Origin of the sequence: Marinimicrobium agarilyticum DSM 16975 (assembly GCF_000423345.1) — a bacterium.
GTDB classification, from domain to species: Bacteria; Pseudomonadota; Gammaproteobacteria; order Pseudomonadales; family Cellvibrionaceae; genus Marinimicrobium; species Marinimicrobium agarilyticum.
The window spans coordinates 34,410-61,220 of record NZ_AUHU01000004.1 but is presented as its reverse complement, the minus strand read 5'-3'; the positions used below and the strand labels follow the sequence as shown (position 1 = coordinate 61,220).

Here is a 26,811-nt window from a genome sequence, read left to right as displayed (position 1 = left end):
GTTGTGTTTGCTGGCCACAGAGTTACCGGACGTATTCTACTTCGACATCGTAATCGTCGTCATCGAAGTCGTCATCGTCATCCTCCCCCTTGCGCTCCGAGCGACGCCGCAGGCGAAGCTCCTCAATGCGCTCGCGCACTTCCGCCGCCATATCTGCCTGGAACTTGGATTCGCGCTCCCGGGCTTCGTCGCTATCGGCTTCGGTTTCCCAGATGTTTTCCAGGTGCGTCATGATCTGACCGCACAGCGGTTCGGTACCGGTCCGCTGCAGGGCAGAAATGCGGTATACAGGTCCGTCCCACTCGAGCTTGTCGACCAACGCCTGACAGTGCTCTTCGGCTTCGGCCGCCGGCAGAAGGTCGATCTTATTGAGCAGCAACCAGCGCTCTCGCGTGGCGAGAGTCGGACTGAAGCTCTCCAGCTCTTTGGTGATGGTACGTATTTGCTCGGCCGGATCGGAACCGTCCGGTGGTGCCATGTCGACGATGTGAAGCAGCAGTCGACAGCGGGTCAGGTGCTTGAGAAAGCGAATCCCCAGACCCGCTCCATCGGCGGCGCCTTCGATCAGCCCCGGAATGTCGGCGACCACAAAGCTGCGATGCTTCTGCACCTTGACCACACCGAGGTTGGGCACCAGGGTGGTAAAGGGATAATCGGCTACCTTGGGCTTGGCGGCGCTGATGGCGCGAATAAAGCTGGATTTACCGGCGTTGGGCATGCCCAGCAGACCTACGTCGGCCAGAACTTTGAGCTCCAGCTTGAGGTTGCGCATTTCGCCTTCGGAGCCGTCGCTGGTCTGCCGGGGGGCGCGGTTGACGCTGGATTTGAACCGGGTATTACCCAAGCCGTGGAAGCCACCCTGGGCGACTTTGAGCCGCTGGCCCACTTCGGTCAGGTCGCCGAGCTGTTCGCTAGTGTCGCTGTCGATGACGGTGGTGCCGACGGGCACGGGGAGCAGTAGATCTTCGCCTTTGCTACCCGTGCAGTTTTTGCTCCCGCCTTTTTCCCCGTTCTGTGCCCGGTAGCGGGGCTGGAAGCGGTAGTCAATGAGGGTGTTCAGGCTTTCGTCGGCGACGAGGTATACACTACCGCCATCGCCGCCATCGCCCCCGTCGGGGCCGCCTTTGGCAATAAACTTTTCCCGCCGGAAGCTCAGGCAGCCGTTGCCACCTTTGCCCGCTTCGACGTGAATGGGCGCTTCATCTACAAATTTCACTTCACTACTCCCGACAGAATCTATCTAACGAACAACAAAAAAGCCCCATCGACAGTGCGACAGGGCTTTTCCGAAGTGTGTTTCCGCCCGAAGGGCGGAAAACCGCTTAGCAAACCGTCTTAGGCGCTTTCGACGCTGACGTACCGGCGGTTCTTCTCACCTTTGACCTCAAATTTCACCCGGCCTTCGGCCTTGGCGAACAGAGTGTGGTCCTTGCCAATACCCACGTTCACACCGGGGTGGAACTGAGTGCCGCGCTGACGAACAATAATGCCGCCAGCCGGGATGGCCTGGCCACCAAAGACTTTAACGCCGAGGCGTTTACTTTCGGAATCGCGCCCGTTGCGCGTACTACCACCCGCTTTTTTGTGAGCCATTGTCTAAACTCCTCTTAACCTTTGATTCCAGTGATTTTCACTTCAGTGAACCACTGACGGTGCCCCTGGCGCTTCATAGAGTGCTTGCGGCGACGGAATTTGATGATTTTCACTTTATCACCACGGCCATGATTAATGACCTCGGCGGTGACTTTGGCGCCATCGACAATGGGCGCACCCACTTTAACGTCGTCACCATTGGCAACCAGGTAGACCTTATCGAATTCGATGGTGTCACCGGTGGCCACTTCGATTTTTTCCAGCTTCAGGGTTTCCCCTTCCACGACGCGGTGCTGTTTGCCACCACTTTCAAAGATTGCGTACATAATTGCTCCAAAGACTCTGTTTGGACGACACGAAGCAGCGTCGGGCGCTTTCCGGGGCTTGCGTCGTAGGTTTTCTCCGGGGCCCACAGCGTGGGAGGGCCTCAAGGGGCGGCGATTGTAAGCGAAACAGCCCCCGATGGCAAGCGCCTAAGGGCGCTTTCCCCGGCGCGGCGCGCGCTCATTTCAAATCCGGCCCAAAGGGCACTTATTTCAAATACCGGGCCAACGCCAACCCCTGACGTTTGACGTTTTCCACAAACAGGCCGGCTACGCGCATGGCGCCCGCCCGCTGAAGGTGGGTGTTGTCGTCCTTTCCTTCCGGCAGGTTGGCGTAGTCCCCGGGGGCGATCTGCATATAGATGTCGGCTGAACCGTCCACGCCAGCGTCCACCAACATCTGCCGGGTCATGATGTTCATATCCACCAAAGGCACGTTGTGCTCGTACGCCACGGCGCGGGTCGCATCCGGATACTGCCCCAGGGTCGCCTCAGGCTGACCGTTCTCATCAAAGGCCCGGCGGCGGATGGAGGTGACCAGAATGGGATGCCCACCCTGGGCCCGGACTTCCTCCACCATTCGCTCCAGATTGCGGCGGTAGTCAGTCCAGGCGGCGGCATAACGGGTTTCGTCGTAGTCTTTCTGGTCATTGTGGCCGAAGCCGATGACGACGAAATCTCCAGCTTCCAACGAGTCCAGCACCGCCTGCCAACGCCCTTCGTCGATAAAACTCTTGGTGCTGCGACCATTTTTGGCATGGTTTTCAACTTCAATGCCAGCGGTCAGGTACTCGGGCAGCATCTGGCCCCAGCCGTGCTCCGGGTACTTGTCCTGAGGCTGATCCGCCATGGTGGAGTCCCCCACAAGAAACAAGGTCGGCGTACTCTGGGGTTCGGTCTCAGGCTGGGTCGCACAACCGATCAGGAAAGCGGCAATAGCGCCCAGAGCGGCGCCTCGCTTGCAAAGGGTCATCAACGTGTTCGACAACATCATAAATTTCTCTCAGGTCAATCCGGTTACTTTAGAGGGCGATCACTCGCCAGCGTTCAAAAAGTCGTTAAAACGAAGCCAGTCCGCCGCCGCTTCGGGCCAGTTGGACGCGGTACCCTGGTCCGGCAACAAACCGAAGCCGTGGCGGTCGGTCTGGTAGATATGTAATTCCGACTTGGGGCTGTGGGGCAACGCCGCCTGATACAGCATCAGGCTATTTTGCACCGGTACGCTGCCGTCCTCATTGCCATGAACCAGGAACAGCGGCGGTAGGCCCGGTTCCGCCTGATGTTCCAGCGAGTGCTCGCGCCGCTGCTCGTCGGTCGGGTTTTCCCCCAACAGCGCATGAACCGAACCCTCGTGGGCGTAGGGTTTTTCCAGAGTGGCGACCGGATAGAGCAGCATCGCGAAATCCGGCCGTGCGCTCACCCGCCCCCAAGGATCGTCAGACAGCGAGTCATGGGTAAAATCAGAGCGCAGCGCCACACTGCCGGCCAGGTGTCCCCCGGCGGAGAACCCGAGCACGCCGATCCGTTTAGGGTCCAGGCCCCAGGTGGCGGCATGGGTGCGCACGTAACGCACCGCCCGCAGACCGTCGAGCAAGGGCGCCGGATGGCCGTACTCCTGCAGGCGATATTTGACCACAAAAGCAGCTACCCCCAACTCGTTCAGCCACTTCACTGCCTGCATGCCTTCCTTGTCGTAAGCGAGACGGACATAGCCACCGCCGGGGTAGATCACCACGGCGGCGCCGTTGGGGTTATCGGGCCAATAAGGGGTCAGGCTCGGGTTATCCACCTGGACCACGCGGCCGTTTTCAACGCGCTCCCGATCCGGCGATACCGGCGCCTGCTCCGGCCAGAGCCGGAGGGATTCTGTCGGGCGTTCGCTCTCGGCCGCGCCGGCCATCACTGAGAACATCACCAATGCGGCCATCCACACGAGGCGAATTGGCCTACCGGCGCTTTTTATCATTGCTTTTTCTCTCATCACTCTCTCCCTCTGACTATTGGTTTTTCTGTTTGGGAGCAGTGAGGATACCATATTGACCATGGCCCCCCGCAGACGCGCACTGCTAGCGGGCGATTGAGGGGGCACACTGGTCAATTTGGTGCAACCGCGGCCGGCGAGCGTTTTGCCCCAGGTCATCCCACAAGACCGGACCGCGACTGTTGTCGCCTTATCATAAAAACGTGAAAAATTAATAGGTCCACGTCTTTAAAAGTGGCGCGTGTGAGTTCCTCCTCAAAAACCTAAAAAAAATGGGGTTTATCCCCACTTTGCCAACCACTCCGCCCCCTCCTTGTGAACCGGTTCCATCAAACACCCCACACCTTTATATACGATGGCGCCACTTGGGAGAGCGCCAACATGATGACGCTCAAGGAGTTTCGGTGGAAACTGACTCATAGATTGTCAATTTTTCAACACCACCCGGTCACCTACCCCACAGAGTTTTCTGCGCGCTACGTTGCCCACCCGCGGTGCAAGTCGCTTGGGTAAACCGCGGGTGCGCTGGCGGTCCGCATTCAAGCCCGCGTATCGCCCAGCCACAGAAAAGCAATCACCAAAGAACATAAAAGCCTGTTGGTTTCACAAGGCGAAACACACTGTCTTTCACGAGACTAAGCGGAAGGAACTATGGCCAGTTTGCAGCACGCGTCATTGTCAGCCACAAAAATACTGTCAAAACCCATTCTCACCATTGCCCTTGTTCTGGGCTTGGCGGCTTGCGGCGGAGGTGATCCCGAGTTCAACGATCAACCCACTGAGACGAACTCGGATGACGGAGCCCAAAGCTCTGCAACGCAGTCCAGCGCTCCTGGTGGCGAAAACCCACCGACCGATAATCCTCAAACGCCCACTACCCCGGGCGGTTCCGGGAACCAGTCTTCCAGTGAGCCAGCCACCCCCCCGGTCGCCGGGCCCACCTTTGATGTGCAGGAGGCCGAACACCTGTACCAGGCCCAGTGCGCGAGCTGTCACGGTGACGCCGGCGCGGGCGGACTCGGCGGGCAATTAAAAACCTGCAGCACCTGCGACAACACCACCATGCTGACTCGCCGCATCGCGGATACCATGCCGTTGAGCGAGCCAGCCCTGTGCGGCAATGACTGCGCGACGTTGCTCGCCAGTTACATTCAAAGTGATTTCCCCAAGCCCGGCAGCGGCGGCGGGCAGTCCAGTGAGGCCAGCAGCACGGAATCCTCTACCGCTGCTTCCTCTCAAAGCAGCGGCGACATTATTGTGCCTCCGCCTCAGCAGTCTTCCAGTGCCAGCACACCGACGACACCCCCGACCAGCTCTTCGAGCTCCGAGACTCAGTCCTCCAGTGCGCCTCCGCCCCAAAACTCCAGCAGTGCCGACACCGCCAGCAGCTCTCAGGGCAACAGCAGCTCCGAAGGGTTACAACAGTCTTCGGACAATTCGCAATCCTCAAGCAGCGGGGCGAGCGCCTCAAGCTCAGCCCCAACGGGCAACGTGCTGGCTGGCAAAACCCACTACACCAATAATTGCACGAGCTGTCATGGCGCCAGCGGCAATGGTTTCTTTTTTCTGGACGCGACCAAAAACGAATACTGGCACTCCTCCGGCGAACAGCCACAACCGCTGGCCCAATACATCGCCGCCTGGATGCCCGAAGGCGGCGCAGGCGCCTGTACCGGCAGCTGCGCCGATGACGTTGCCGCCTATATTCGCAGTTGGAATGCAAGCAGCAGCGCCTCGTCTTCGAGCAGCCCCAGCGCCCCGAATGGCTCGAGTTCAAGCGCCGTTTCAAACAGCTCAAGCGCTACCAATAGCTCCTCTTCCGCCTCTCAAAGCAGTGCGGGCAACCAGTCCAGCGCGCAAGGCAACAGCAGCTCATCCAGCAGCCAACCCTCCCCGGGTATTCCGGGCGACTGCGATGTAGCCTATGGCCCTCGCGCCATCCGTGTTCTCACGCAGAAAGAGTACGTCAACTCCGTGCGAGACCTCACCGGCGTCGACGTACTGGCCGATCTCGGTCGCAGCGTTTACGACGCCTTGCCCGCAGACAACAAGGTCAACGGCTTTTCCAATAATGTGATGGCCAGTATCGAGAGCGGCTCACTGCAATCCTATAGTCTGGTGGCTTCCCGCATTGCTGACTTCCTCGCCGAGCAAAATTTCGAGGGTGTGATTGACTGCGCCGGTATGGAAGCCGAACAGTGCGGCGCCAACCTGGTGGATGACTTCGGCTTCCGCGTCTTCCGGCGGCCACTGACCGATAGCGAACGCATTGCCTTCCAGGAAATGTTCACCGCTGAATACACCGGTGGTGACGTGAAAGAGGGGTTGAAGCTGGCTATTCGCACCATGCTGACCTCGCCCCACTTCCTGTACCGCAGCGAGACCGGCATTTCCGTGGATGAGCTCGAAAACGGTACCTCCGAGCCCCAATACGAGCCCGACGGTCAGGTCACCACCTTTATCGACAACACCGCGCCGGAGACCATTGCCATCTATGGGCAAAGCGGCCACGGCATTCAATATACCGGCGATAACCTGATCGAAGTGGTGGTACGCGGTACGCAGGGCGACCAAGGACTCTGGCCAACCATGCGTGTCGGCACCAACGATCAGGAAATCGCCACGGTGCTGGTGGACCACAGCTACAACAAAACCTACCGCTTCCGGGTGGAAGAACTCACGGGTCAGCACTACACCGCCGTGGCCAACCAACAAGTGGGGGCAGACCGAGAGTACGAGGGCGGTCACGACCTGATTGTCAGCCGCTTCCAGGTCTCGGGCGTTCGCCTGGTGGAACCGGAACTGCCGGCGGCGCCATTGGATTCCGATGCTTACGTGTTGACGCCTTACGAATTGGCTTCATTTCTCGCCTTTACGTTTACTGGCAGCACACCAGACCTGGAATTGCTGCAAGCCGCCCGCAGCGGCGAGCTTTCCAATCGCGCACAGATCGAAGTGCAAGTGGATCGGCTGCTCGATACGCCGCAAGCGCGGGTGAAGTTTGGCGATTTCGCCGCGCAGTGGCTGCGCACCGACCGGGTGATTGACCAGATTAAAGACCCGGAACTCTACCCGCAATTCACCACCGACGTGCGCGAAGCCATGGCCCAAGAGGTGAGGGCCGTCTTCAACCACGTGGTTCTTGATGAGGGCGAACCCTTCACCGCTCTGTACGACGGGGATTTCACGTTCGTGAACAACGCCCTGGCCAGCTTCTACGGCTTAAGTGGCGTCAGCGGTACCCAACTGCAGAAAGTCACGGGTGTAGTCAGCCGCGCAGGCCTGGTCACCTCCGGCGCCTTCCTGACGGTCAACGCCCATGAGCAGGAGACCGCTCCGATTTTGCGCTCCACCTACGCCCGGCGCGCCTTCCTTTGCCACGATGTCCCGGCGCCACCGACCGGCATTTCCCTGAGTGGTGAAGACGTGGACGCGGTGCGCGAGGAACAGATCGCGGCCTGGGAAGCCTACCTTGAGGCCAACGGCGGACTCGCCACCAGCCGCAAGAAGTATGAATTCCAGACCTCGGCGCCGCTGTGCCAGACCTGCCACGAGGAAATGATCAACCCCCTCGGCGGCGGCTTTGAAGACTTCGACGCGGTGGGGATGCCGCAGACCGTCGACTACAACAATCTGATTGTCGAATTCGACGGGGTGCTACACGGCGTGACCAGCGTCAACGACGGCCAACAGATTTCCTTCGAAGGGGCCAAGGACTTTGCGCACGCCATTGCCGGGCTGGACGTTACTCGCCAGTGCTTTATCGACAATATGTTCCGCCTTGCCCTGGGCACCGGCGCCAAGCATTTCGACTACGCCATTCCGAGTATCACGCTCTCGGACGAGGAGCGTTCCAGCTACAGCTGCGAAGCCCAGCAACTCGACCAGATCATGACCGAGAGTGACAACAGCACTCGCGCACTCCTCAAGGCCATCGGCGGCATGGACAGCGTGCGCTACCGCAAGAACGTCAACCGATAGCGAGCCGACTGAATCAGAGAGGAATTACCATGGAATACGAGAAACAGTACGCACTACACAGCCGTCGGCGCTTTCTGAAATTTCTGGGCACGACCGGTATTTCACTGTCCGCGCTGCAGGCCACCTCACTCGGGGCCGGGCTGCTGCTCGGCCGACAGGCACAGGCCCAAGGGGCAGAGACGCGCCGGGTGATTTTCGTCTACATTCCCGACGGCACGCCGGGGGGCGCCTCTCAGTCGTTCCTTCCCAGTGACGACTTGACGCTGCAGCGCTGCTCCACGCCATTTGAGTCGGTTAAAGACCAATGCATCTTTTTCCGCGATACCGAAATTGTCGGCGGCGGCGGCCACGGCCTGACCCAACGCGTGCTCGGCGCCTTCGCCCCCGGCGTCAAGGGCACGCTCGATCTCGCGCTCGAAGGCGTGGTGGGCGCGACATCACCGGTGGCCTCGCTACGCCTGGGCATTCGTTCCCGGGGCGTGGACCCGATTTCCGCCCGAGGCTACGCCGGTGTCACCGACTTTCAGGACAACCCGCGCTCGGCGTTCGACCGGCTGTTCGGCGGCACGGTGGACACCAGCCCGATTGGGGAGCGCCGGGAAAAGAAACTGCTGGAGATTAACCGGCTGGCCCTTCAAAGCATTCAGAGCCGGCTCGGCCAGTATGAGCGCGAACGACTGGAACAACACCAGGAGGGCATTGCCAAGCTGAACGCCGATATCGAAAACGCCGCCAACGGCGCCGCGCCACCCGGATGCCTGAACCCGACGTTCAACCCGGACGGATTGTCGGAAGTCATGACCGATGACGCCTTCACCGAACAGTTTGCCCTGCAAACCGAAAATGTGGTGCTGGCGATGAGCTGCAACATCACCCGCGTCGCCACCATGCAGATGGGAACGCACCAGGCGGATTTCAGCGTGAACAATATCGATGGCGATTACCACGGCTCCATTCACAGCGGCAACGCGGCCTGGTACGAAGAGTATCGTACCTACTTCTCCCAGCGCGTCAGCCATTTGATTCAGCGCCTCGCCGAAACCGACGCGCCCGAAGGCGGCAAACTGATCGACAGCACGCTTGTGGTTCAGATAACAGACATGGGCAATGGCGACGCCCACACCGGCACCGACGCGCCCTACATGATGGCGGGCGGCGGCTCCGCCGTCAGACGCGGTCGGGTGGTCACCGCCGGCAACCACCATCAGTTGCTCGATACCGCGGCGGAATACATGGGCGTCTACGGGGTGATCCCCGCTTACAGCGACAGCCCGGCCGAAGGCATTCTCAGCTGATTACGACAACAACGACTCACAAGGAAACGACAATGAAACGATTTTCTCTATCACTGACCGCCCTGGTCCTTGGACTTTTCCTGGCCACCTCGGCACACGCATTGGAACCGGGCAGCGAAGCCCCGGGCTTCTCCCTCCCCGGTATCGACAACACCACCGAGGGCGCCGCCATCGCGCTGGATCAATACCAGGGCAAAGTGGTGTATGTGGACTTCTGGGCCTCCTGGTGCGGCCCCTGCCGTCGGTCTTTTCCCAAACTGGAAGCACTGCATCAGCAGTACGGCGATCAGGGCTTCGAAGTGATTGCCATCAACCTCGACGAACAGGAAGCCGACGCCCACGAGTTCCTCGACAAACACCCCGTGTCTTTTCCAATCGCTTGGGACCCGGAAGGCAAGGTGGCCGGAGAGTACAAACTCAAAGGCATGCCAAGCGCCTATCTGCTCGATCGCGATGGCAAGGTGCATCACGTCGTGGTCGGCTTTGACGAGAAAAAAGACGCGGCGGCCATTGAAGCGGCGATCAACCAGTTGACCGGGGAGTAACCACTGTGAAGTTACTAGGACGAATTGTGGTGTTGTTGGCAGCGCTTCAGCTGTTGGCCTGCACCCAGGTTCAACCCTGGGAGCGGGGCCACCTGGCTCGCCCGGAAATGGCCCTGACCACCGACCCAATGGCCAATACCTTGCGCAGTCATATCCATCACAGTAAGGAAGCGTCGTCTTCGGTGGCCTCGGGCTCCGGCGGCGGCTGCGGCTGCAATTGAGGTGTCTGATGAACGATAAGAAATCTTCAACACTGCTGGCGTTGACCGCCGCGGCGCTGGCACTTCCCATGGCGAGTGAACCGGCGAAGGCCGACCCACCCGATCAGAAATTCACTCTGGGGTTCAAGCAATCGAACTATAAGGAAGCGCCCATCGCGGCCGACCAATTGGGGTTGGGCAGCCCGGAGCGCTATACCATCGACGTCAGTCACCTGAAGTTCAAGGCCCCGGTCTCGACCGACACGGAACTCACCACGTCGGTCATTCGGGAAACCATGAGCGGCGCCTCACCCTGGTATGTGGCGCCCGGCGCCGATGGCGAACCGCTGCAGGTCATGAGTGGTGCCACCATTTCCGAAGAACGCACGGAACTCGGCGTAGACTTTCGCAGCTACAACAGCAACTCGGAAGTCACACTCTCGGGTGGTTACTCCTCCGAGAATGACTATGAGTCGGTCAGCTTTGGTTTCTCTGGTGCGTGGCGGCTGAACCAGAACCTCACCACCCTCAGCTACGGTGCCAACACGTCGTTCGACTACATTGACCCGAGCGATGCAGAGTCATTTGATCGCCCCGTGCACGAAACCAAAAAGCGGGCGGGCGCCATGGTGGGCATCACCCAAGTGGCCACCAAAACGACGCTGCTCAGCGCTACGCTCGGCTTCTCGGTTCTCGACGGCTACCTGTCCGATCCCTACAAGCGGGCGTTTGTGGAAGGCAATACCGTTCGCGACTCCCGCCCCGGCCAACAGGAACAGATCAATCTGAACCTGTCGTTGCGACAGTTCTTTGAAGGGCCAGGCGGTGCGCTGCACGCCGATTACCGGTACTACACCAATAACTGGGAAATCGACTCACACACCCTGGAGTTGAGCTGGTACCAAAACCTGGGCTCGGACTGGCAATTGATTCCCTCGGTGCGCTACTACGACCAGAGCGCCGCTGTGTTTTACCGGCCTTTTTACGAGACCACGCGAACCGACGGTTTCTACTCCAGCGACTATCGCCTGTCGGACTTCTCCGCCGTCAGCGGGCAGCTGAAGCTGTCAAAAACCTTTACCGCATTTCGGTTCGACCTGGCCTATGAAACCTACAGCGCTTCGGGGGATCACCCCGGGTTACTCGAATACGATCTGATCTCGCTCGGACTCGGTTATGCCTTCGAGTAACGCCACACCGCAACTCCACAGCGCCGCCTTTAACGCCATGGGCAGTCGCTGTGAAATTCAGCTGTACGGCCCCAAGGCCACCGCGAAAGCGGTGGCCGCCCGTGCGGTCGAGTGCGTTCGTGCGCTTGAGGCCAAGTACAGCCGTTACCGCGCCGACAGCGTCACCGCCCGGATCAATGCCGCCGCCGGCTCGGGCCATGCGATTGAGGTAGACCCGGAAACCGCCGCACTGCTGGACTATGCGGACACATTGCACGAACAGAGCGACGGTCTGTTTGATATCACCTCGGGCGTGCTACGCAAAGCCTGGGATTTCAAAGCGGAGCGACTGCCAACCGACGAGCAAATCGCCACGCTGCTGCCTCTGATCGGTTGGTCCAAGGTGGACTGGCAAGCGCCTTTCGTCCACTTGCCGGAAGCGGGAATGGAGCTGGACTTTGGCGGCTATGTGAAAGAGTACACCGCCGACTGCGTCGCGGACCTTTGCCGCGCCTCGGGCATCGAACACGGACTGGTGAATTTGGGTGGGGACATTCATGTTATCGGGCCCCACCCCGACGGCTCGCCCTGGCAGGTGGGCATTCAACACCCCCGCCAACCGAACGCCGCCATTGCTCGCATCCCCCTCGCTCAGGGGGCGATCGCCACCAGTGGTGACTACGAGCGTTACATGATGGTGGACGGGACCCGCTATTGCCATTTGCTCCACCCGGCCACCGGCCACAGCCTGCACCCGGCCTTCGCCTCCATCAGCGTGGTGGCGGCCCGCTGCCTGATCGCCGGCTCCTTTACCACCATTGCCCTATTGAAGAGCCCGGAGGAGCCCCAGTGGTTGTCCGAGCAAGGGCTGCCTTACTTGACCACCGACCAACAGTTGCGGCTCGGCGGCTCATTGGAGACCGGCGTCCGCGCCTCAAATACCCCAACACCCATGCCTTCGGCCTCAGTACAGTAACGGATTCACACTATGACGCTTCACACCCGCCTCCCATTGATGGCCCGCCTGTTGACGCTGGTGACCTTATTGCTCGCTTGCGCCACGGCCCAAATGGCCCAAAGCGATGACTTTCTGGAAGTGACCGAGGCATTCCAGCTCGACACACAAGTCAGTGACGACCAGCTTATTCTGCGCTGGGCCATTGCACCGGAGTACTATCTTTACCAGGAGCGGTTTCGGGTAAAGGTCAACGGTGAGCCCCTCACGCCGCAATTCAGCGAGGGCGAAACCAAGTACGACGATTACTTCGAGAAAGACATGGTGGTGCACTACGGCAACGCCACCTTAATGGCCGCCTTACCCGCCAAGGCCACCGCCTTCAACCTGGCGGTCACCTCCCAGGGATGTGCCGACGCCGGGCTCTGCTACCCGCCCCACACCGAGCACTTTACCGTCGACCCCACCAGCGGCCTGGTGACCCCCGGCTCCGGAGCGGAACCCGCCACCACCGCCGAAGCCATCACTCAACCGGAGGCACCCACCTCCAGCCTCTGGCTACTGCAGGCGGTGGGCTTCGCACTATTGGGGGGGATGATCCTGAACCTCATGCCCTGCGTCTTTCCCGTGCTATCGATCAAGGTAATGAGCCTTGCGCAGGCAGACCGCTCGCACATGGCACGTCATGGCTGGGCCTACACGGCGGGCATCATGGTCTGCTTCCTGGCCTTCTCCGGCATTCTGATGCTTGCCCGGGCGGGTGGCGAAGCCATCGGCTGGGGCTTCCAGTTGCAATCGCCGCTACTGGTCGCCGCCCTGGCCTATCTGTTTTTCATCATGGGCCTGAGCCTGTCCGGCTTGATCAACATCGGCACCGGCATGATGGGCGCCGGACAGTCACTGACCCAGCGCTCCGGGCTTTCGGGCTCCTTTTTTACCGGCGTGTTGGCGGCGGTGGTCGCCAGCCCCTGCACGGCGCCCTTTATGGGAGCGGCGCTGGGGTTTGCGTTGACCCAGCCGGGGCTGGTGGGCCTGACGGTGTTCGCCGCGTTGGGGCTGGGTATGGCGCTACCGCTATTGCTGCTGTGTCACATGCCGGCGCTTGCCCGCCGGTTGCCCCGACCGGGCGCATGGATGGAGACCCTCAAAGAGCTGTTGGCCTTTCCGCTGTACATCACCGCTCTCTGGCTGGTCTGGGTGCTGGGTCGCCAGGTCGGGCTGAACGCCGCCATGGTGCTGTGCCTGGGTGGGGTGGCCATTGCATTCGCCCTCTGGCTGATGAACCGACCGGCCGGTGGCTGGGCCCAATACCTGCGCCGCGCCGGCATCGCCGCCGCCTGGGTAGCCGCCATCGTGGTGCCCTGGCAGATGCTGACCAGCACGCCGGAGCATGACCGCTGGCAACCCTACAGCGCCGAAACCCTGGCTGAACTGCGCGCGCAGGGCACCCCGGTATTCGTCAACCTGACCGCCGACTGGTGCATCACCTGTATGGCCAATGAAAAAGTGGCGCTGGGAACCGAGCAGGTCAACAACGCCTTTGAGGAACTCGGCGTAGTCACCCTCAAGGGTGACTGGACCAACCGGGACCCCGAAATCACCGCCCTGCTCGACGCCTACGGTCGCAGCGGCGTGCCGCTGTACCTCTGGTTTCCGTCCGGCCATACCGGTGACGGGAAAATGCTGCCCCAGTTGCTCACGGCGGATATTGTTGAGGGTGCTCTGCGCTCGAATGAGGCGCTGGCCAACCGCTGACCGAACCCCCTATTTTCCGATGCACTCCCCCGCTTTCCCGACCCGCTGACTGTGCCCGCGGGCCGGGATTTTTTTGGCCGGGCTTTAATCTGGCCTTTTCGGCGGCGCTCGCCCTTCGCTTTATAGGCGTCAAGGCTCTATAATTGCGCCTTTTACTTCGCAGACAGAAACAGGCCCCAACCCCCAATGGAAGAGCAATACCATCCCGCGCACGTCGAAGCCCAGGCGCAAGCCTACTGGGACGAGCACCAGACCTTTGCCGTCACCGAAGACAAGAGCCGCGAAAAGTTTTACTGCCTATCCATGTTCCCTTACCCCAGCGGCAAGCTGCATATGGGCCATGTGCGCAACTACACCATTTCCGATGTGATTGCGCGCTATCAGCGCATGCAGGGCAAGAACGTGCTGCATCCCATGGGCTGGGACGCGTTTGGTCTGCCGGCGGAAAATGCCGCCATCAAGAACAAAACCGCGCCTGCCAAGTGGACCTACGCCAACACCGACGCCATGCGTCAACAGCTCAAAGAGCTGGGCTTTGGTTTTGACTGGTCGCGGGAACTGGCCACCTGCCAGCCCGATTACTACCGCTGGGAGCAGTGGTTCTTTACCCGCCTGTACGAGAAGGGCCTGGTATACAAGAAGAATTCCGCCGTCAACTGGTGCCCGGAAGACCAGACCGTGCTCGCCAACGAGCAGGTCGAGGAAGGCTGCTGCTGGCGCTGCGGCACCCAGGTCGAGCGCCGCGAACTGGCCCAGTGGTTCATCAAGATCACCGACTACGCCGACCAGCTGCTGGCCGACCTGGACAAGCTGCCCCACTGGCCCGAACAGGTCAAAACCATGCAGCGCAACTGGATCGGTAAGAGCCGGGGCGTCGAAATGCGTTTCGACCTGGCCCAGCCGGTGGGCGAGCACAACAGCTTCGAGGTCTACACCACACGTCCGGACACTCTGATGGGTGTCACCTACGTCAGCCTCGCCGCCGAGCACCCGGTCACTCAAGCCCTGGCAAAATCCAACCCGGAACTGGCCGCCTTTGCTGAGGCCTGCAAAAAGCAGTCGGTGGCCGAGGCCGACATGGCCAATATGGAAAAGAAAGGGATGGACACCGGTATCGAGGCGCTCCACCCGATCACCGGTGAGCCGGTGCCGGTCTGGGTGGGCAACTACGTGCTGATGGACTACGGCTCGGGCGCGGTCATGGCCGTTCCCGCCCACGACCAGCGCGACTACGAGTTCGCCCACAAATACCAGCTTCCGATCAAACAGGTCATCGCGCCGAAAAACGGCGAAGAGTGCGACCTGAGCAAAGAGGCCTTTACCGAGAAGGGCGTGCTGGTCAACTCGGGCGAGTACGACGGCCTGGATTTTGACGCGGCCTTTGAAGTTATCGCCCAGGCCCTGAAAGCAGCCAAGCAGGGCAAGGTCACCGAAAACTATCGCCTGCGCGACTGGGGCGTTTCCCGTCAGCGCTACTGGGGTGCACCCATCCCCATGTACAACCTGCCCGATGGTGGTGAGATTCCGGTGCCAGCCCACAAGCTGCCGGTGCTGCTCCCCGAAGATGTGGTCATGGACGGTGTCCAGTCGCCCCTCAAGGCCGACCCCGATTGGCGCAAAGCAGAGCTGAACGGCCAGACGGTAGAGAAGGAAACCGACACCTTCGATACCTTTATGGAATCCTCCTGGTACTACGCCCGTTACACCTGCCCCCACTACGACCAGGGCATGCTGGACCCGGAGGCCACGGCCTACTGGTTGCCGGTGGACCAGTATGTGGGCGGCATTGAACATGCCATTCTGCATCTGCTCTACGCGCGCTTCTTCCACAAGCTGATGCGCGACGAAGGGCTGGTCAGTTGTGACGAGCCTTTCGAGCGCCTGCTCTGCCAGGGCATGGTGCTCAAAGACGGCGCCAAGATGAGCAAATCCAAGGGCAACACCGTGGACCCGGGTGTGTTGATCGAGCAGTATGGCGCGGACACCGTGCGGCTGTTCTCCATGTTTGCCGCGCCCCCGGAGCAGAGCATGGAGTGGAGCGACTCCGGCGTGGAGGGCGCGCACCGCTTCCTCCGGCGCCTGTGGAAAACCGTGCACGCTCATGTGCAGGCGGGCACCCCCGGGGCGCTGAAGCCCGATGCTCTGCCCGACGCCCAGAAGGACCTGCGCCGCAAGACCCACGAAACCATTGCCAAAGTGAGTGATGACTACGGCCGTCGCCAGACCTTCAACACGGCGATTGCCGCCGTCATGGAACTGATGAACGACGTCGGCAAACTCGCGGACCGCGCCAACCCCGAAGGCCTGGCCGTCGAACGCGAAGCGCTGGAAGCCGCGATTCTGTTGCTGGCCCCCATTGTCCCGCACGCGACCCAGGCGCTATGGAGCGCGCTTGGTCACAAGGACATCCCGCTGGAGGCCCGGTGGCCGAGCCTTGATGAGTCCGCCCTGACCCGCTCCAGCATCGAGGTGGTGGTACAGGTGAACGGCAAGGTGCGGGACAAAATCCAGGCCCCGGTCGACGCTCCGCGGGATACCATGGAACAGTTGGCCCAGGAGTTGCCCAACGTCCAGCGGTTCCTCGGTGGGGTCACTGTGCGCAAAATCATTGTCGTGCCCAACAAACTGGTCAATATTGTCGCCAACTAGAACCGGGCGGCCTTGCCGCCGGCTCTGCGCGTTTTAGGAGAGAGTCCTGATGCCCTATCGACTGCCCGTCATTCTGCTCGTCATTCTGAGTCTGGTGGCGGCCTGCGGCTGGCAGTTGCGGGGCACGGTGGCTCTGTCGAGCCTGACTGACACCCTCCATATCACCGGCCAGGACACCTACGGGCCGTTGCTCACCGAGCTACGCAACCGCCTACAGGCCGACGATATTACCCTGACCGACACGCCGTCCGAGGCGCGCTATACCCTCGACATTGTTCAGGAACAGACCGAAAAGCGGGTAGCCGCCCTCGGTAGCGATGCCCTGGCCGGCGCCTATGAACTGACCCTGACCGCCCAATTCAATGTGCTGGACAGCCGGGGCATACCGATTGCCTCACGCCTGACCAGCCAGATTACGCGCTCCTACAATGCCAGCGCCGCAAGCGCTGGCAGCAGCTCTCAAGAGGAAATGCTGCTTTTAAGCGAGATGCGCGAAGAGCTGGCGCAACAGATTTTGCGCCAGCTCCAGGCAGCCATCAACGCCGCCCAGGCTCGGGGAATGGGTTCGGAGCCCGAGCCACAACAGCCCCCCGCCCCAGGAACCGATAGCTCACCCGCCAAAGAAGAGGCCAGCCATGGCGAAGCTGCGCCCTGAGCAACTGGCCGAGTCGCTGAAAAAGCGCCTCTCCCCCATCTACCTGGTAACCGGTGATGAACCGCTGCTGGTGCAGGAGGCCTGCGACCAGATCCGCGCCGCCGCGCGCGAACAGGGTTTTGGCGAACGGGAGCTCTACCACGCCTCGGATCCGGGCTTTGACTGGAACCAGTTGCTCAGCAGTGCCAACAGTCTGTCGCTGTTTGCCGAGCGCAAGATTCTGGAAGTCCGCCTGCCCAACGCCAAACCGGGCGACAAAGGCGGCAAGGTGCTGCAGGAGTACGCCCAATCGCCTTCTGAAGACAATTTACTGTTGGTGGTCACGGGCAAACTCGATCGCAATGTCCAGCGCGCCAAGTGGCTGAAAACCCTGGAAGACGCTGGCGTTCACCTCCAGGTCTGGCCGATCGGCCCCGCTCAACTACCCCGCTGGATCGCCCAGCGGCTGAAAGCCGCCGGTCTCACGGCCGACTCCGCCGCCATTGATCTGCTGGCCTCTCGGGTGGAAGGCAACTTGTTGGCCGCGGCTCAGGAAGTGGAAAAGCTGAAATTGCTGACCACGGAGAAGGAAATCAGCACCGAATTGATGGCCTCGGTGGTCGCCGACAGCGCCCGCTACGACGTCTTCGGAATGGTGGACAAAGCCCTTCACGGGGACGCCCGCGGCGCGGTGAAGTCCCTGCAGGGGCTGAAAGTCGAGGGCACCGAGCCGATCGCCCTGCTTTGGGCCCTCGCCCGGGATATTCGCGCGCTGGTACAGATCTCCCAGGCCTCGGCCCAGGGAATCGCTTTTGACCGCGCCGCCCAGGCCGCCGGCATCTGGAACAAACGCCAACCCCTTATCCAGACGGCCCTGCGTCGGCTCAAACCCGGCCAGCTGCAACAATTACTGCGCAAGGCCAACGGCATTGACCGGGCCATCAAGGGCATGCGCCAGGCGGACCCCTGGGATGAACTGCTGGATCTGACATTGAACCTGGCCGGAGTGCAAAGCCTGCAACCGGCCAATGAACGCCTGGCGCTCAAGCTCTGACTCGGCAACAGACAACACAACACATAAAGAACAATACATAAAACAGGGATGAACGGGTATACAACGCTAACTCCAACACTCGAAGAACATACCAGAGGAGCCACCCATGTCCTGGCAAACATCCATCCTATCTATTGTGGCGTTGAGCGCTGCCCTGGTCGGCTGTGCACCCGACGAAAGCCCCGCGCCCACCTCCAGCTCCGTGCCCGCGAGCAGTTCAACGGCCGAGGAGAGCGCAGCGCCCGCCTCCGAGCGCCCCGAAGCCATCACCCCCTCCCCCCGCACCAAAGAATACGAGTGGATGACCATCGAACGGTGGAACACCATGCACCGGGAGGACGTCGAAATCGCCAGCACTGGCAACGTGGACGTTCTGTTTATTGGCGACTCCATCACCGAAGGTTGGCCCCAGAACGTCTGGGAGGAGTATTTCGGGGACTACAAGGCGGTCAATTTCGGCATCGGCGGCGATAAAACCGAAAATCTGCTCTGGCGCCTGAATAACGGTTCAGTGGGCCGACTGGATCCGCAGGTGGTGGTACTGCTGATCGGCATTAACAACTTCGGCCTGAGCAACCATGAACCCGACGACGTTGCCCAAGGGGTGACCGCCGTGGTTCGTACCCTGAAAGGCGCCTTTCCCAACGCCGAAATCCTGCTCAACGGAATTTTCCCCACTAAACAATCGGCCGAAGACCCCATGCGTGACAAGGTCGCCCAAGTGAATGAGCAAATCGCTCAACTGGAAGACGACCGGGTGCACTACCTCTACATCGGCGATCAGCTGGTGGAGGAAAATGGCGACATCAGCGCCGAAATCATGCCCGACTACCTGCATCTGAGCGAAAAAGGCTACCGGATCTGGGCTGAGAACCTTCAGCCGATCCTGGCCGACTGGCTGGAGGAATAATCCATGCCGCTCAAATACGTTCGGCGCCTCCTTTGGGGACTGGCGCCGCTCACGCTTATTGCCTGTCAAACCGCATCAAACAGCGCTGCCAATACGATGAACCACCGTTTTATACCTGCCGACAGCGACCGCTTCGCCCTGGAAGGGCGAGCCCAGCCGCTGGACTCCGGCGCCCTTCACATCGGCTACCCCGGCGTCACCCTGCACACCGACTTTGAGGGGCGATACCTGGCACTTCGCGCTCACAGCTCGGGACAGCAGAGCTACCTCGGGGTCACCATTGCGGGCCAGCCGCCCCGTGTGCTGAAACTGAAACCGACATCGCAGGAGTGGGTGCTGATCGACTCCGACAAAAAGGTCAGTCGCCGCGTCGAAATCACCCACCGGGGGGAAACCTGGCTGAGCCAGGTCACGCTCGAGGGCGTCACCATCAACGCAAACGCCGCCCTGGAGCCCGTAAAACTCCCTTCGCGCAAAATGCTCCTCGTGGGGGACTCGGTCACCTGCAGCTATGGCGCCGGCGACCGGGAGACACCCCTGAATACTGCCCCTTGGTGGGACCCGAAGGCCTCCTACGGCATGAAGGTCGCCGAGGCGCTGGACGCTCAGGTACACCTGGTCTGCTACGGGGGTCGGGGACTGACTCGCAGCTGGAATGGCAACCGTGACGAAGGCAATGCCCCCGAATTCTTCGAGTGGGCCATCGCGAACAAGGCCTCACCGGTGGAGTGGGAGCATACCCGGTACCAACCGGACCTGATTCTGGTGTCACTGGGCACCAACGATTTCAGCTTGGGAATCGGCCCCCTCCCCGAACGGGAGGGCTTTGTTGGCGCCTATGTCGACTTTCTTGTGCGTCTGAGAGCCGTACACCCGGGCGCCACCATCGCGCTCACCGAAGGGGCCATCGTCAACGATGAGGAAGACCCGGAGCGGCCCCAAAAAACCGTTCTGCGTCAATATATTACGGACGCCATTGAACGTTTCGGTCAGCCTGACGTTCATTTTATCCCCGCCACTCACTACCCGGGCGATGAGCGAGACGGTCACCCTACCGGCCCCCAGCATGCCGCAATGGCCGAAGATTTGAGCCGCCAATTAGGCAAACTGATGGACTGGTAGTCTCACTACAACCCCCGCCCAAGGGGGCTTTTGCCCCCGCTTCAACTCCCACTCCCCCCAGAACCCGTCATAGCCCCCTCCCGTCCCCCTGGGGTGTCGTCATTTTCAAATAAAAATTTATGCGACTTATGGTCAATTAGAACATTTGTGTGCTATGTTATTCCCTATGCAGCCATCTTGAGCCATCCATAGGCCCCAAACCCGGCGGAAACTCAAGTGTGGCCCGCAAGCAAAATGGCGGAAAGCCAGCCGAGTTCGGTCAACTTACGCTGAAGACTAGAATAATAGAGGGTTTACATATGTTACAAAAACTGCTCATCGCGCTCTGCACAATCTTTGTGCTTTCTGCCTGTGGCGGAGATCTCGACTTGGAGCCGAACCAGACACCTCCCCCGGGTGACGGTGACGGCGATGGTGGCGACGGCGGAGACGACGGGGACGACTTCGAACCCGGCGAGCCGCGCATCTACACCTACATTCCTTTCGATGATGAAGCTGACACAGAAGGCTGGGGTCATCGTTGCGTTGAAACCTGCGATGCCACCGCCACCCTGAACTGGAACAGTATCGAAGAAGTCCTCGCGGCCGAACCCATGTGGGCCAGCGACAGCGACCGACTGGATATTTTTGGCACGGTCGACGAAGTCGATGACATGGCCGGCTCCGCCGCCAGTATCTGGGTCTTCGTCACCGAAGAGTACGTGACCGATGGCAACATGAGCATGCACCTGCTGCTCGGCAACGCTGAGGGCCTGAAAGGCGTCAGCCGTGCCTATGCACCGGAACTGGGCTGGAACCGCATCGAAATGTGGGAATTGGCCGCCGGCACGGGCGAGACCGAGGTCGTCGACGGTGAAGAGACCACCGATTACGGCACCTTCCTGTGGCACGACGATGGTTTCACGCTGCGTGACATCAACGAAATCGGTGTCCGTTTCGTGGCCAATGGCAAAGCGCCCGAGGTCGATGGTCAACTCTGGTTCGACAACGTCACCATGACCCCCGCCTCTGGCACCGGCCCGCTAATCGTCGAAGCTGACGATGAAGCCTGGACGGTTATGGACGCCACTGAAGGCGTCACTGTTCAGCGCGATGGCGAAGGTGGGGTTTACTACGAGCCCACCGCCGCCGACCAGAAACTGGTGTACCTGCTGGAAGGCCCGGTTGATCTTGTTGGCCGCAGCTTTGACATGACCTTCACTGTAGACCAGGCGTTCAAAGACTCCGGCGCCGACGTGCAGCCCATCATTCAGCAGAACTTCGGCAGCTACACCGGCGAGTTCGGCTGCTATGTGGGCAACGGAGCGCTGACGGCAGGCGAACCCTATGAAGTCACTTGCGCCACTGAAAACGAAGCGTTTGTGGCAGAAGAAGGGGAAAACATCCGTGTCGGCCTGCAGGTCAAAAATGAAGTAGCCGGTCGCGTGACTATCAACAGCATGCAGATCAATATCAATGCTGGTGGCCCCAGTGGCCCTGAAACCATCGAAGCTTCAATCACCGAAGGATGGCGTGTGAGCGCTGACTCTCTGAATCTGGAGTACGTAGAGGAAGGCGTAGCCTACTCTCCCAACCCGGACGCTGAGTACAAGCAGTTGGTGTACGATATTGCAGGTCCTCAGGACCTCAGTGGGGCAACGTATGAAGTGGTATTCTCCGTCGACCAGGACTTTAAAGATGGCGGCAAAGCGGTACAGCCGTTCATCCAACGGACCGACGACTACGGTATTGCAGACTACAACTGCTATGTCGGCAACGGGAGTCTGACCGCCGGTGAGGACTACACAGCGACCTGCCCCGCGCTCAACGATCAGTTCAACCTCGAAACTGCAGAGGCTGGCGTACAGATTGGCATCCAGACAGCCGGTGACGGCACGGATCAGGGAACCATTACCGTCAAGAGCCTGACGGTCACGTTAGACTAACCCGCTACCCTCCTAGAGGCCAAATAAAGGGAGTGGTGACGCCAGTCGCCACTCCCTTTTTTTGTTTAACGTCCAATCTAAATCGACTAGAAACTGGCGCCTCAATAGCGAAAAATTATTGAGGCGACTTATAGTCTTAACGAACATTTGTGTGCTATCTTACAGAAACCAGGCTGCACAATACTGAGCGCCCCTATTCGCTCTACAGCAGCCTCGGACCCGCTGGTAGGACATTAGCGGTATTGCCCTCGCTAACTGCCCTAACAATAAAAGACAGAGGAAAAGATCATGTTACAGAAGAAGCTTGTCATTGCGATGTGCGCGATTTTCGCCCTCTCCGCCTGCGGCGGGGACGATAACGATGATCAAAGCAGAATCGTCCTGAATCCACCAGAAGACCTCAACCCTCCCACTGAAGAAGAACCGGAAGAGGAGGAGCCTGGGGAAGACGACTCGGTTGAGTGGCTGAACGCTACTTTCGACGAAGAGACCAGCGTCAACAGCTGGGAGGTCGCGTGTGTGAGCTCCGAGTGCAACGCCACCGCAACATTGGCCTACAATGCCGATGCTCAGGCAATGGACGTAACCCCCGACTTCCTCTCTGCTAGTGATCAAATCGAGATTTCTACCGCTATCGAGCCCGAAATCGCTGACCTGGCAGGTGGCAACGCCCACCTGAACCTGTACGTGCCAGAGGCTTACGCTGGCATGGTCGCCCAGATTTTCTTCCAGGATGCGTCAGATCGTAAAGGCTACATCGGCTACACCAACACCACCGCTGGCTGGAACACATTTAGTGTCGAAGCGCTGGAAGCCGGCACCGGTGTTGATGATGACTTCGGTAGCTTCGGTTTCCACTCCGAAGGCTTCGACCTGACCCTGATCAACCGTATGGGCGTTCAGATCCAAAGCGCTGAGGGCTTCCCCGATTTGGAAGGAACTCTGCATATCGATGATGCCATCGTTTCCCCTGAAGCCATCGAAGTGGCCGATAAGGTTGTTGAAGAAGAGCCATCCGGTGAAGAGCCTATTGCCGGAGCTCCAGAGGAACCCGCTGCGGGAGACATCAGCGATCACTTCACTGACGACATCGAAGGTTGGCACCTCAACGGCACCGGTAACACCACAACCGCCGAAACTGCTCAAATCGCCCTGACCCACGACGCTGTCAATGGCGCTCTCAAAATTACTCCCAAATCCTGGGAGGCAAACGCCTCTGAAAGCTACCGCTATGAATCTCGCATCGCCTTGGCTGCTGCTACCGATCTGACAAACGCGCTGGTTCGAATGGTCGTATACATTCCGGAAGCCTACATTACTGATGGCAGCTTGCAGCTGCAGCTCGTTGCGGGTGGCTCCTATGGTGACTACATCCCAAACTTAACGGCGGGCTTCAACACGCTTGATATCGACCTTTCCCAGCGCACCGACGACCTCACGGCCGTAGAGACACTGGGCCTGCAGATCTCGGCAGCACCCACAGATACCAGCATCCTAGAGCCGATTCTCGTAAGCAGCTTTGACGTGTACTTGGACGGCACTGTGCCTGCTACCGAAATCAGCGTGGACATGACTACCGGGTGGCGAGTAAACCCTACCGGGTTGATGATGAGTTATACAGCCGACGGGGTAAGCTATCAGCCCACAGCTGCAAGTGATCAGTTGGTGTTTGATCCGGCTGGCCCGCTGAACATGGCCGGCGGCTCAATCGACTTTGTTTATGAAGTAGACCAAACTTTTATCGATAGCGGCGCCAACTTGCAGCCTTTCTTCCAGTTAAAAGAATACGCCGATTACGACTATCACTTTTGCTGGATTGGCAACGCTGATTTGGCGACCGGAGAACAGAGCTTTACCTGTGAGGTGCCAGAAACTCTGGAAAATGGTACTGCGGCCCAGATCCCCGACGGACAAACAGCTCAAGTCGGTGTTCAAACCAACGGAGGCGGCGCAGGAACAGTCACTATCAAGAGCGTGACCATTCACCCTGCGGAGTAACGTTCTCGCTCCTAGCCATCAAAAAACCCGGCCTTGCGCCGGGTTTTTTGTGTCCGCTTCTTAATCTCCTTTCCTCTAATCCCGCTCCTTCCCGAACGGCTTGGTCAACAACACCAGCTTGGGTAGCAGTGTCAGCGACCCGAGGATCGCGGCAAACATCGCCAGGGCGGTCAGCAACCCGAAGTAGATGGAGGGGATAAACTCCGATAACGCCAGTATCGAAAAGCCCACAATAATAATGATCGCGGTGTAGTACATCGCGCGCCCAATGGACGCATGGGAGGCGTGCATGGACTCCAGGTAGCGCCCTCGGTCCGCGAACTCGTTACGGAATCGGTACAGGTAGTGAATCGCGTGGTCCACGCCCACTCCGACGGTAATCGCGGCGATGGTGATGGTCATCATATCCAGGGGAATACCGGCCAGCCCCATTCCTCCAAGCACCACACCGGCGGCTAACATATTGGGCAGGATGGCAATGATCGCAATGGTGATTGAGCGGAACAGCACCAGGAACATCAACATGATCCCGACGAATACCGCTCCCAAGGTCACGATTTGTGAGTTGAACAGACTGCGCAACATATTGTTGTACAGCACCAGCATACCGGTGAACTGCAGATTATCCGCCTCAAAATCCAGTTCATTGACCGCATGATCGCGGATCTTTTCCACCAACGCCATTCGATTCAACTCGGGGCTGGTTTCCTGTACGCGAAGCGTGATGCGGGTTTGACGATGCTCATCGGACAGATAAGGCTTGATCAATACTTCCCTGATGTTATCCGGCAAGGACTTGCGCATAACCCCCAGCTCAAAGTTGTTGAGTCGCCCCCCATTGATATCCGACGCCACTTCGTAGGCGATGGCCAGGGAGTTCACTTTTCCGACTTCCGGCAGTGATTCGAGATACTGATGCAATGACTGAATCTGCTCCAGCCCGGCACGGGTAAACCAGACACTGTCCGGTTTGCTCTCCTCACCGCTGTCGGTCGCGAAAGGATCGTCACTTTCCGGGGTCGCAAACGGATCTTCCTGGGCGGACCCGGGCTCCGCGAAGGGGTCTTCTTCCGCGTTGGTAGTCTGTTCCTGCGGGTCAGCCGTTACAATAATGTCGAGGCTGATAGTGCCACCCAGCTTTTTGTCGATCAGCGACATGCCCTGATAGATTTCCGTGTCCTCATGGAAATAGTCGATGAACTTGTTCTCCACCTTGAGCAGGCTACTACCGTAGGCACTGACCAGCGCCGCCACCAATGCCACGCCGATCACCACCGCCCCGTGGCGCTCCGCAAAACGGGAGAAGATCAGAGTGATGGCCCCGGACTGGTCCCCCTTGTCCTTGGGCTCACCTTTGCGCCAGAGCATCAGCCCGGCCGGAATGACCACAAAGGCCAGCACAAAAGCGACACTCAACCCGATAGTCATCATCCAACCGAAATCGATTACCGGGCGGATGTTACTGACCACCAGGGAGACAAAGGCGACAATGGTGGTGAGCGCCGTATAAAGACAGGGGCGCGACATGAAGCGCACGGTGGTCAGAACCAGCTCTTCCTTGGAAGCCTCAGGCTGCTGGGCATGCAGCTCCCGGAAGCGGACGATCAGGTGAATCGTCAGGGCCAGGGTCATAATGAGCAGCAGGGCCACGAAGTTGGAAGAGATCACCGTCATCCGCCAGTCAATCCAACTGAGCCACCCCAGCATCAGGATCACCGACAGCAGGCATGTCGACAGCGGCAGGATCACAAACCGCCACTGGCGGAAAATTAACGCCAGCATCGCGATAATGAACACCACAATGGCGCTGCCAAAGACCACCAGATCACTCTTGATAAAAGCAATCATATCCGCCGTGATCATGCTCACGCCGCCGAGGAAAAGATCGGCCTTGTCCTCGTACTTCGACAGAATCTGTCGAACGTCTTCCACACGTTGATGGCTTTTGGTGGTGGCCTTGGTTCGGTAGGCACGAAACTCCTGACTGACCTGCTCGAGTTCCTGTTGCTCCTCGGGGCTCAGTTCTCCCTCGGCCGCCTTCTCGCGCAGCGCGTCGCGCTTGCGCGCCAGGTTAATATAGCGGTTGTCCACTTCCAGGTTGAGCTGAAGCGCCGTGGTTTTTCCGTCCGGGCTCAACAACGTGTCACGGTAGATGGGGCTGGTGAGGAACTCCTCCTTGGCGGCCTGTCGGTCCACCCCCTCGGTCAACAGCGTCCGCGTGGACTCCTGCTGCTCGGCGAGCGAGCGAAGCGGTGTGTACAACAGAGGCACATCGATGATGGAGTTGATGTTGGCAACGCCACTCACCTCGCTCAGGTCCTGGTGAAGCGCCTTTAGCGTCTCCAGGGACTCATCGGAGAACATCGGGGCTTCCGGGGTATAGGTTACGACCAGAAAGTCGCCACTCTGGTAGCGTTGGTTTATTTTCCGGAAGAAATCGATGGAGCGATCATTTTCCAGCGTCAGGGAGTCAGCGGAGGCGTCCAGCTTCAGGTTGGGCAGGCCGGCCGCCGCCAGCACGGCCAATAGCAGCACCACTCCCAGGGCAATGGCCGGGTGGCGCAAAACCGTTGCCCGATAAAGGGCATCAAGCATCTTCAGCATAGTGTGACCTTACAATCCATTTGGCTCAGGAGGGGCATCAGTGTACCCGAAACCGGGCGGTTTCGCGGTGGCCTCGACAATCTCACGCATAGTACCGTTTTCAGGCAATGGTTATGGT

20 protein-coding genes are annotated in these 26,811 nt (G+C 59.7%); 14 read left to right on the top strand and 6 right to left on the bottom strand.

The window, feature by feature from the left end; translation table 11 throughout:
• Positions 1-22 precede the first annotated feature (22 nt).
• The 5 genes from cgtA to G547_RS0103235 form a co-directional block, all read right to left on the bottom strand.
• Positions 23-1,216 (bottom strand): Obg family GTPase CgtA, encoded by a 1,194-nt coding sequence (gene cgtA / locus G547_RS0103255; protein WP_027328598.1) that lies wholly within the window; start codon positions 1,214-1,216, stop codon positions 23-25.
• Positions 1,217-1,335: 119 nt separating this feature from the next.
• Positions 1,336-1,593, bottom strand: coding sequence for a 50S ribosomal protein L27 (rpmA, locus tag G547_RS0103250; RefSeq protein ID WP_027328597.1), 258 nt, complete (start codon positions 1,591-1,593; stop codon positions 1,336-1,338).
• 14 nt (positions 1,594-1,607) lie between these two features.
• On the bottom strand, positions 1,608-1,919 hold the full coding sequence (gene rplU / locus G547_RS0103245; RefSeq protein ID WP_027328596.1) for a 50S ribosomal protein L21: 312 nt from the start codon (positions 1,917-1,919) through the stop codon (positions 1,608-1,610).
• Between the two features lie 205 nt (positions 1,920-2,124).
• Positions 2,125-2,910, bottom strand: coding sequence for a rhamnogalacturonan acetylesterase (locus G547_RS0103240; protein ID WP_211224485.1), 786 nt, complete (start codon positions 2,908-2,910; stop codon positions 2,125-2,127).
• Between the two features lie 39 nt (positions 2,911-2,949).
• Positions 2,950-3,897, bottom strand: coding sequence for an alpha/beta hydrolase (locus G547_RS0103235; RefSeq protein ID WP_169449423.1), 948 nt, complete (start codon positions 3,895-3,897; stop codon positions 2,950-2,952).
• A gap of 651 nt (positions 3,898-4,548) precedes the next feature.
• Here G547_RS0103235 and G547_RS19975 point away from each other — a divergent pair.
• The 14 genes from G547_RS19975 (at position 4,549) to G547_RS0103165 (ending at position 24,089) form a co-directional block, all read left to right on the top strand.
• Positions 4,549-7,878, top strand: a complete 3,330-nt coding sequence (locus G547_RS19975) for a DUF1592 domain-containing protein (protein WP_051234743.1) — start codon at positions 4,549-4,551, stop codon at positions 7,876-7,878.
• Between the two features lie 29 nt (positions 7,879-7,907).
• Positions 7,908-9,173 (top strand): DUF1552 domain-containing protein, encoded by a 1,266-nt coding sequence (locus G547_RS0103225; RefSeq protein WP_027328592.1) that lies wholly within the window; start codon positions 7,908-7,910, stop codon positions 9,171-9,173.
• Positions 9,174-9,205: 32 nt separating this feature from the next.
• A complete protein-coding gene (locus G547_RS0103220) occupies positions 9,206-9,718 on the top strand; it encodes a TlpA family protein disulfide reductase (protein ID WP_027328591.1) in 513 nt (170 codons plus the stop codon).
• 5 nt (positions 9,719-9,723) lie between these two features.
• On the top strand, positions 9,724-9,939 hold the full coding sequence (locus G547_RS0103215; protein ID WP_027328590.1) for a DUF4266 domain-containing protein: 216 nt from the start codon (positions 9,724-9,726) through the stop codon (positions 9,937-9,939).
• Positions 9,940-9,947: 8 nt separating this feature from the next.
• A complete protein-coding gene (locus G547_RS0103210; protein ID WP_027328589.1) occupies positions 9,948-11,108 on the top strand; it encodes a DUF3570 domain-containing protein in 1,161 nt (386 codons plus the stop codon).
• A complete protein-coding gene (locus G547_RS19970; RefSeq protein ID WP_051234741.1) occupies positions 11,095-12,063 on the top strand; it encodes an FAD:protein FMN transferase in 969 nt (322 codons plus the stop codon). Before G547_RS0103210 ends, G547_RS19970 begins: the two co-directional genes overlap by 14 nt.
• Before the next feature lie 12 nt (positions 12,064-12,075).
• Positions 12,076-13,797: a protein-disulfide reductase DsbD family protein gene (locus G547_RS19965; RefSeq protein ID WP_051234739.1), complete on the top strand. Its 1,722-nt coding sequence runs from the start codon at positions 12,076-12,078 to the stop codon at positions 13,795-13,797.
• A gap of 186 nt (positions 13,798-13,983) precedes the next feature.
• A complete protein-coding gene (gene leuS / locus G547_RS0103195) occupies positions 13,984-16,446 on the top strand; it encodes a leucine--tRNA ligase (protein ID WP_027328588.1) in 2,463 nt (820 codons plus the stop codon).
• A gap of 49 nt (positions 16,447-16,495) precedes the next feature.
• Positions 16,496-17,101, top strand: coding sequence for an LPS-assembly lipoprotein LptE (locus G547_RS0103190; RefSeq protein WP_027328587.1), 606 nt, complete (start codon positions 16,496-16,498; stop codon positions 17,099-17,101).
• Positions 17,082-18,134 carry a DNA polymerase III subunit delta gene (gene holA, locus G547_RS0103185; protein ID WP_027328586.1) on the top strand — a complete coding sequence of 351 codons (1,053 nt, stop codon included), beginning with the start codon at positions 17,082-17,084 and terminating at the stop codon, positions 18,132-18,134. Before G547_RS0103190 ends, holA begins: the two co-directional genes overlap by 20 nt.
• 106 nt (positions 18,135-18,240) lie before the next feature.
• Positions 18,241-19,044, top strand: a complete 804-nt coding sequence (locus G547_RS0103180) for a GDSL-type esterase/lipase family protein (protein ID WP_051234737.1) — start codon at positions 18,241-18,243, stop codon at positions 19,042-19,044.
• Positions 19,045-19,047: 3 nt separating this feature from the next.
• A complete protein-coding gene (locus tag G547_RS0103175) occupies positions 19,048-20,166 on the top strand; it encodes a GDSL-type esterase/lipase family protein (protein WP_027328584.1) in 1,119 nt (372 codons plus the stop codon).
• Positions 20,167-20,465: 299 nt separating this feature from the next.
• Positions 20,466-22,091, top strand: coding sequence for a family 15 carbohydrate-binding domain-containing protein (locus G547_RS0103170; RefSeq protein ID WP_027328583.1), 1,626 nt, complete (start codon positions 20,466-20,468; stop codon positions 22,089-22,091).
• Between the two features lie 288 nt (positions 22,092-22,379).
• Entirely contained in the window at positions 22,380-24,089 is a 1,710-nt protein-coding gene (locus G547_RS0103165; RefSeq protein WP_027328582.1) for a family 15 carbohydrate-binding domain-containing protein, read from the top strand.
• Positions 24,090-24,164: 75 nt separating this feature from the next.
• On the opposite strand, the gene G547_RS0103160 is transcribed toward G547_RS0103165, so the two are convergent.
• The gene (locus tag G547_RS0103160; protein ID WP_036186951.1) at positions 24,165-26,693 is read right to left on the bottom strand and encodes an efflux RND transporter permease subunit; all 2,529 of its coding nucleotides are present in this window, start codon (positions 26,691-26,693) and stop codon (positions 24,165-24,167) included.
• Between the last annotated feature and the right edge of the window lie 118 nt (positions 26,694-26,811).

Coding starts and splice junctions, on each gene's coding strand:
- rpmA (WP_027328597.1), bottom strand. CDS start 1,593: ATGGCTCACAAAAAAGCGGGTGGTAGTACGCGCAACGGGCGCGATTCC.
- rplU (WP_027328596.1), bottom strand. CDS start 1,919: ATGTACGCAATCTTTGAAAGTGGTGGCAAACAGCACCGCGTCGTGGAA.
- G547_RS0103240 (WP_211224485.1), bottom strand. CDS start 2,910: ATGATGTTGTCGAACACGTTGATGACCCTTTGCAAGCGAGGCGCCGCT.
- G547_RS0103235 (WP_169449423.1), bottom strand. CDS start 3,897: ATGAGAGAAAAAGCAATGATAAAAAGCGCCGGTAGGCCAATTCGCCTC.
- G547_RS19975 (WP_051234743.1), top strand. CDS start 4,549: ATGGCCAGTTTGCAGCACGCGTCATTGTCAGCCACAAAAATACTGTCA.
- G547_RS0103225 (WP_027328592.1), top strand. CDS start 7,908: ATGGAATACGAGAAACAGTACGCACTACACAGCCGTCGGCGCTTTCTG.
- G547_RS0103220 (WP_027328591.1), top strand. CDS start 9,206: ATGAAACGATTTTCTCTATCACTGACCGCCCTGGTCCTTGGACTTTTC.
- G547_RS0103210 (WP_027328589.1), top strand. CDS start 9,948: ATGAACGATAAGAAATCTTCAACACTGCTGGCGTTGACCGCCGCGGCG.
- G547_RS19970 (WP_051234741.1), top strand. CDS start 11,095: ATGCCTTCGAGTAACGCCACACCGCAACTCCACAGCGCCGCCTTTAAC.
- G547_RS19965 (WP_051234739.1), top strand. CDS start 12,076: ATGACGCTTCACACCCGCCTCCCATTGATGGCCCGCCTGTTGACGCTG.
- leuS (WP_027328588.1), top strand. CDS start 13,984: ATGGAAGAGCAATACCATCCCGCGCACGTCGAAGCCCAGGCGCAAGCC.
- G547_RS0103190 (WP_027328587.1), top strand. CDS start 16,496: ATGCCCTATCGACTGCCCGTCATTCTGCTCGTCATTCTGAGTCTGGTG.
- holA (WP_027328586.1), top strand. CDS start 17,082: ATGGCGAAGCTGCGCCCTGAGCAACTGGCCGAGTCGCTGAAAAAGCGC.
- G547_RS0103180 (WP_051234737.1), top strand. CDS start 18,241: ATGTCCTGGCAAACATCCATCCTATCTATTGTGGCGTTGAGCGCTGCC.
- G547_RS0103175 (WP_027328584.1), top strand. CDS start 19,048: ATGCCGCTCAAATACGTTCGGCGCCTCCTTTGGGGACTGGCGCCGCTC.
- G547_RS0103170 (WP_027328583.1), top strand. CDS start 20,466: ATGTTACAAAAACTGCTCATCGCGCTCTGCACAATCTTTGTGCTTTCT.
- G547_RS0103165 (WP_027328582.1), top strand. CDS start 22,380: ATGTTACAGAAGAAGCTTGTCATTGCGATGTGCGCGATTTTCGCCCTC.
- G547_RS0103160 (WP_036186951.1), bottom strand. CDS start 26,693: ATGCTGAAGATGCTTGATGCCCTTTATCGGGCAACGGTTTTGCGCCAC.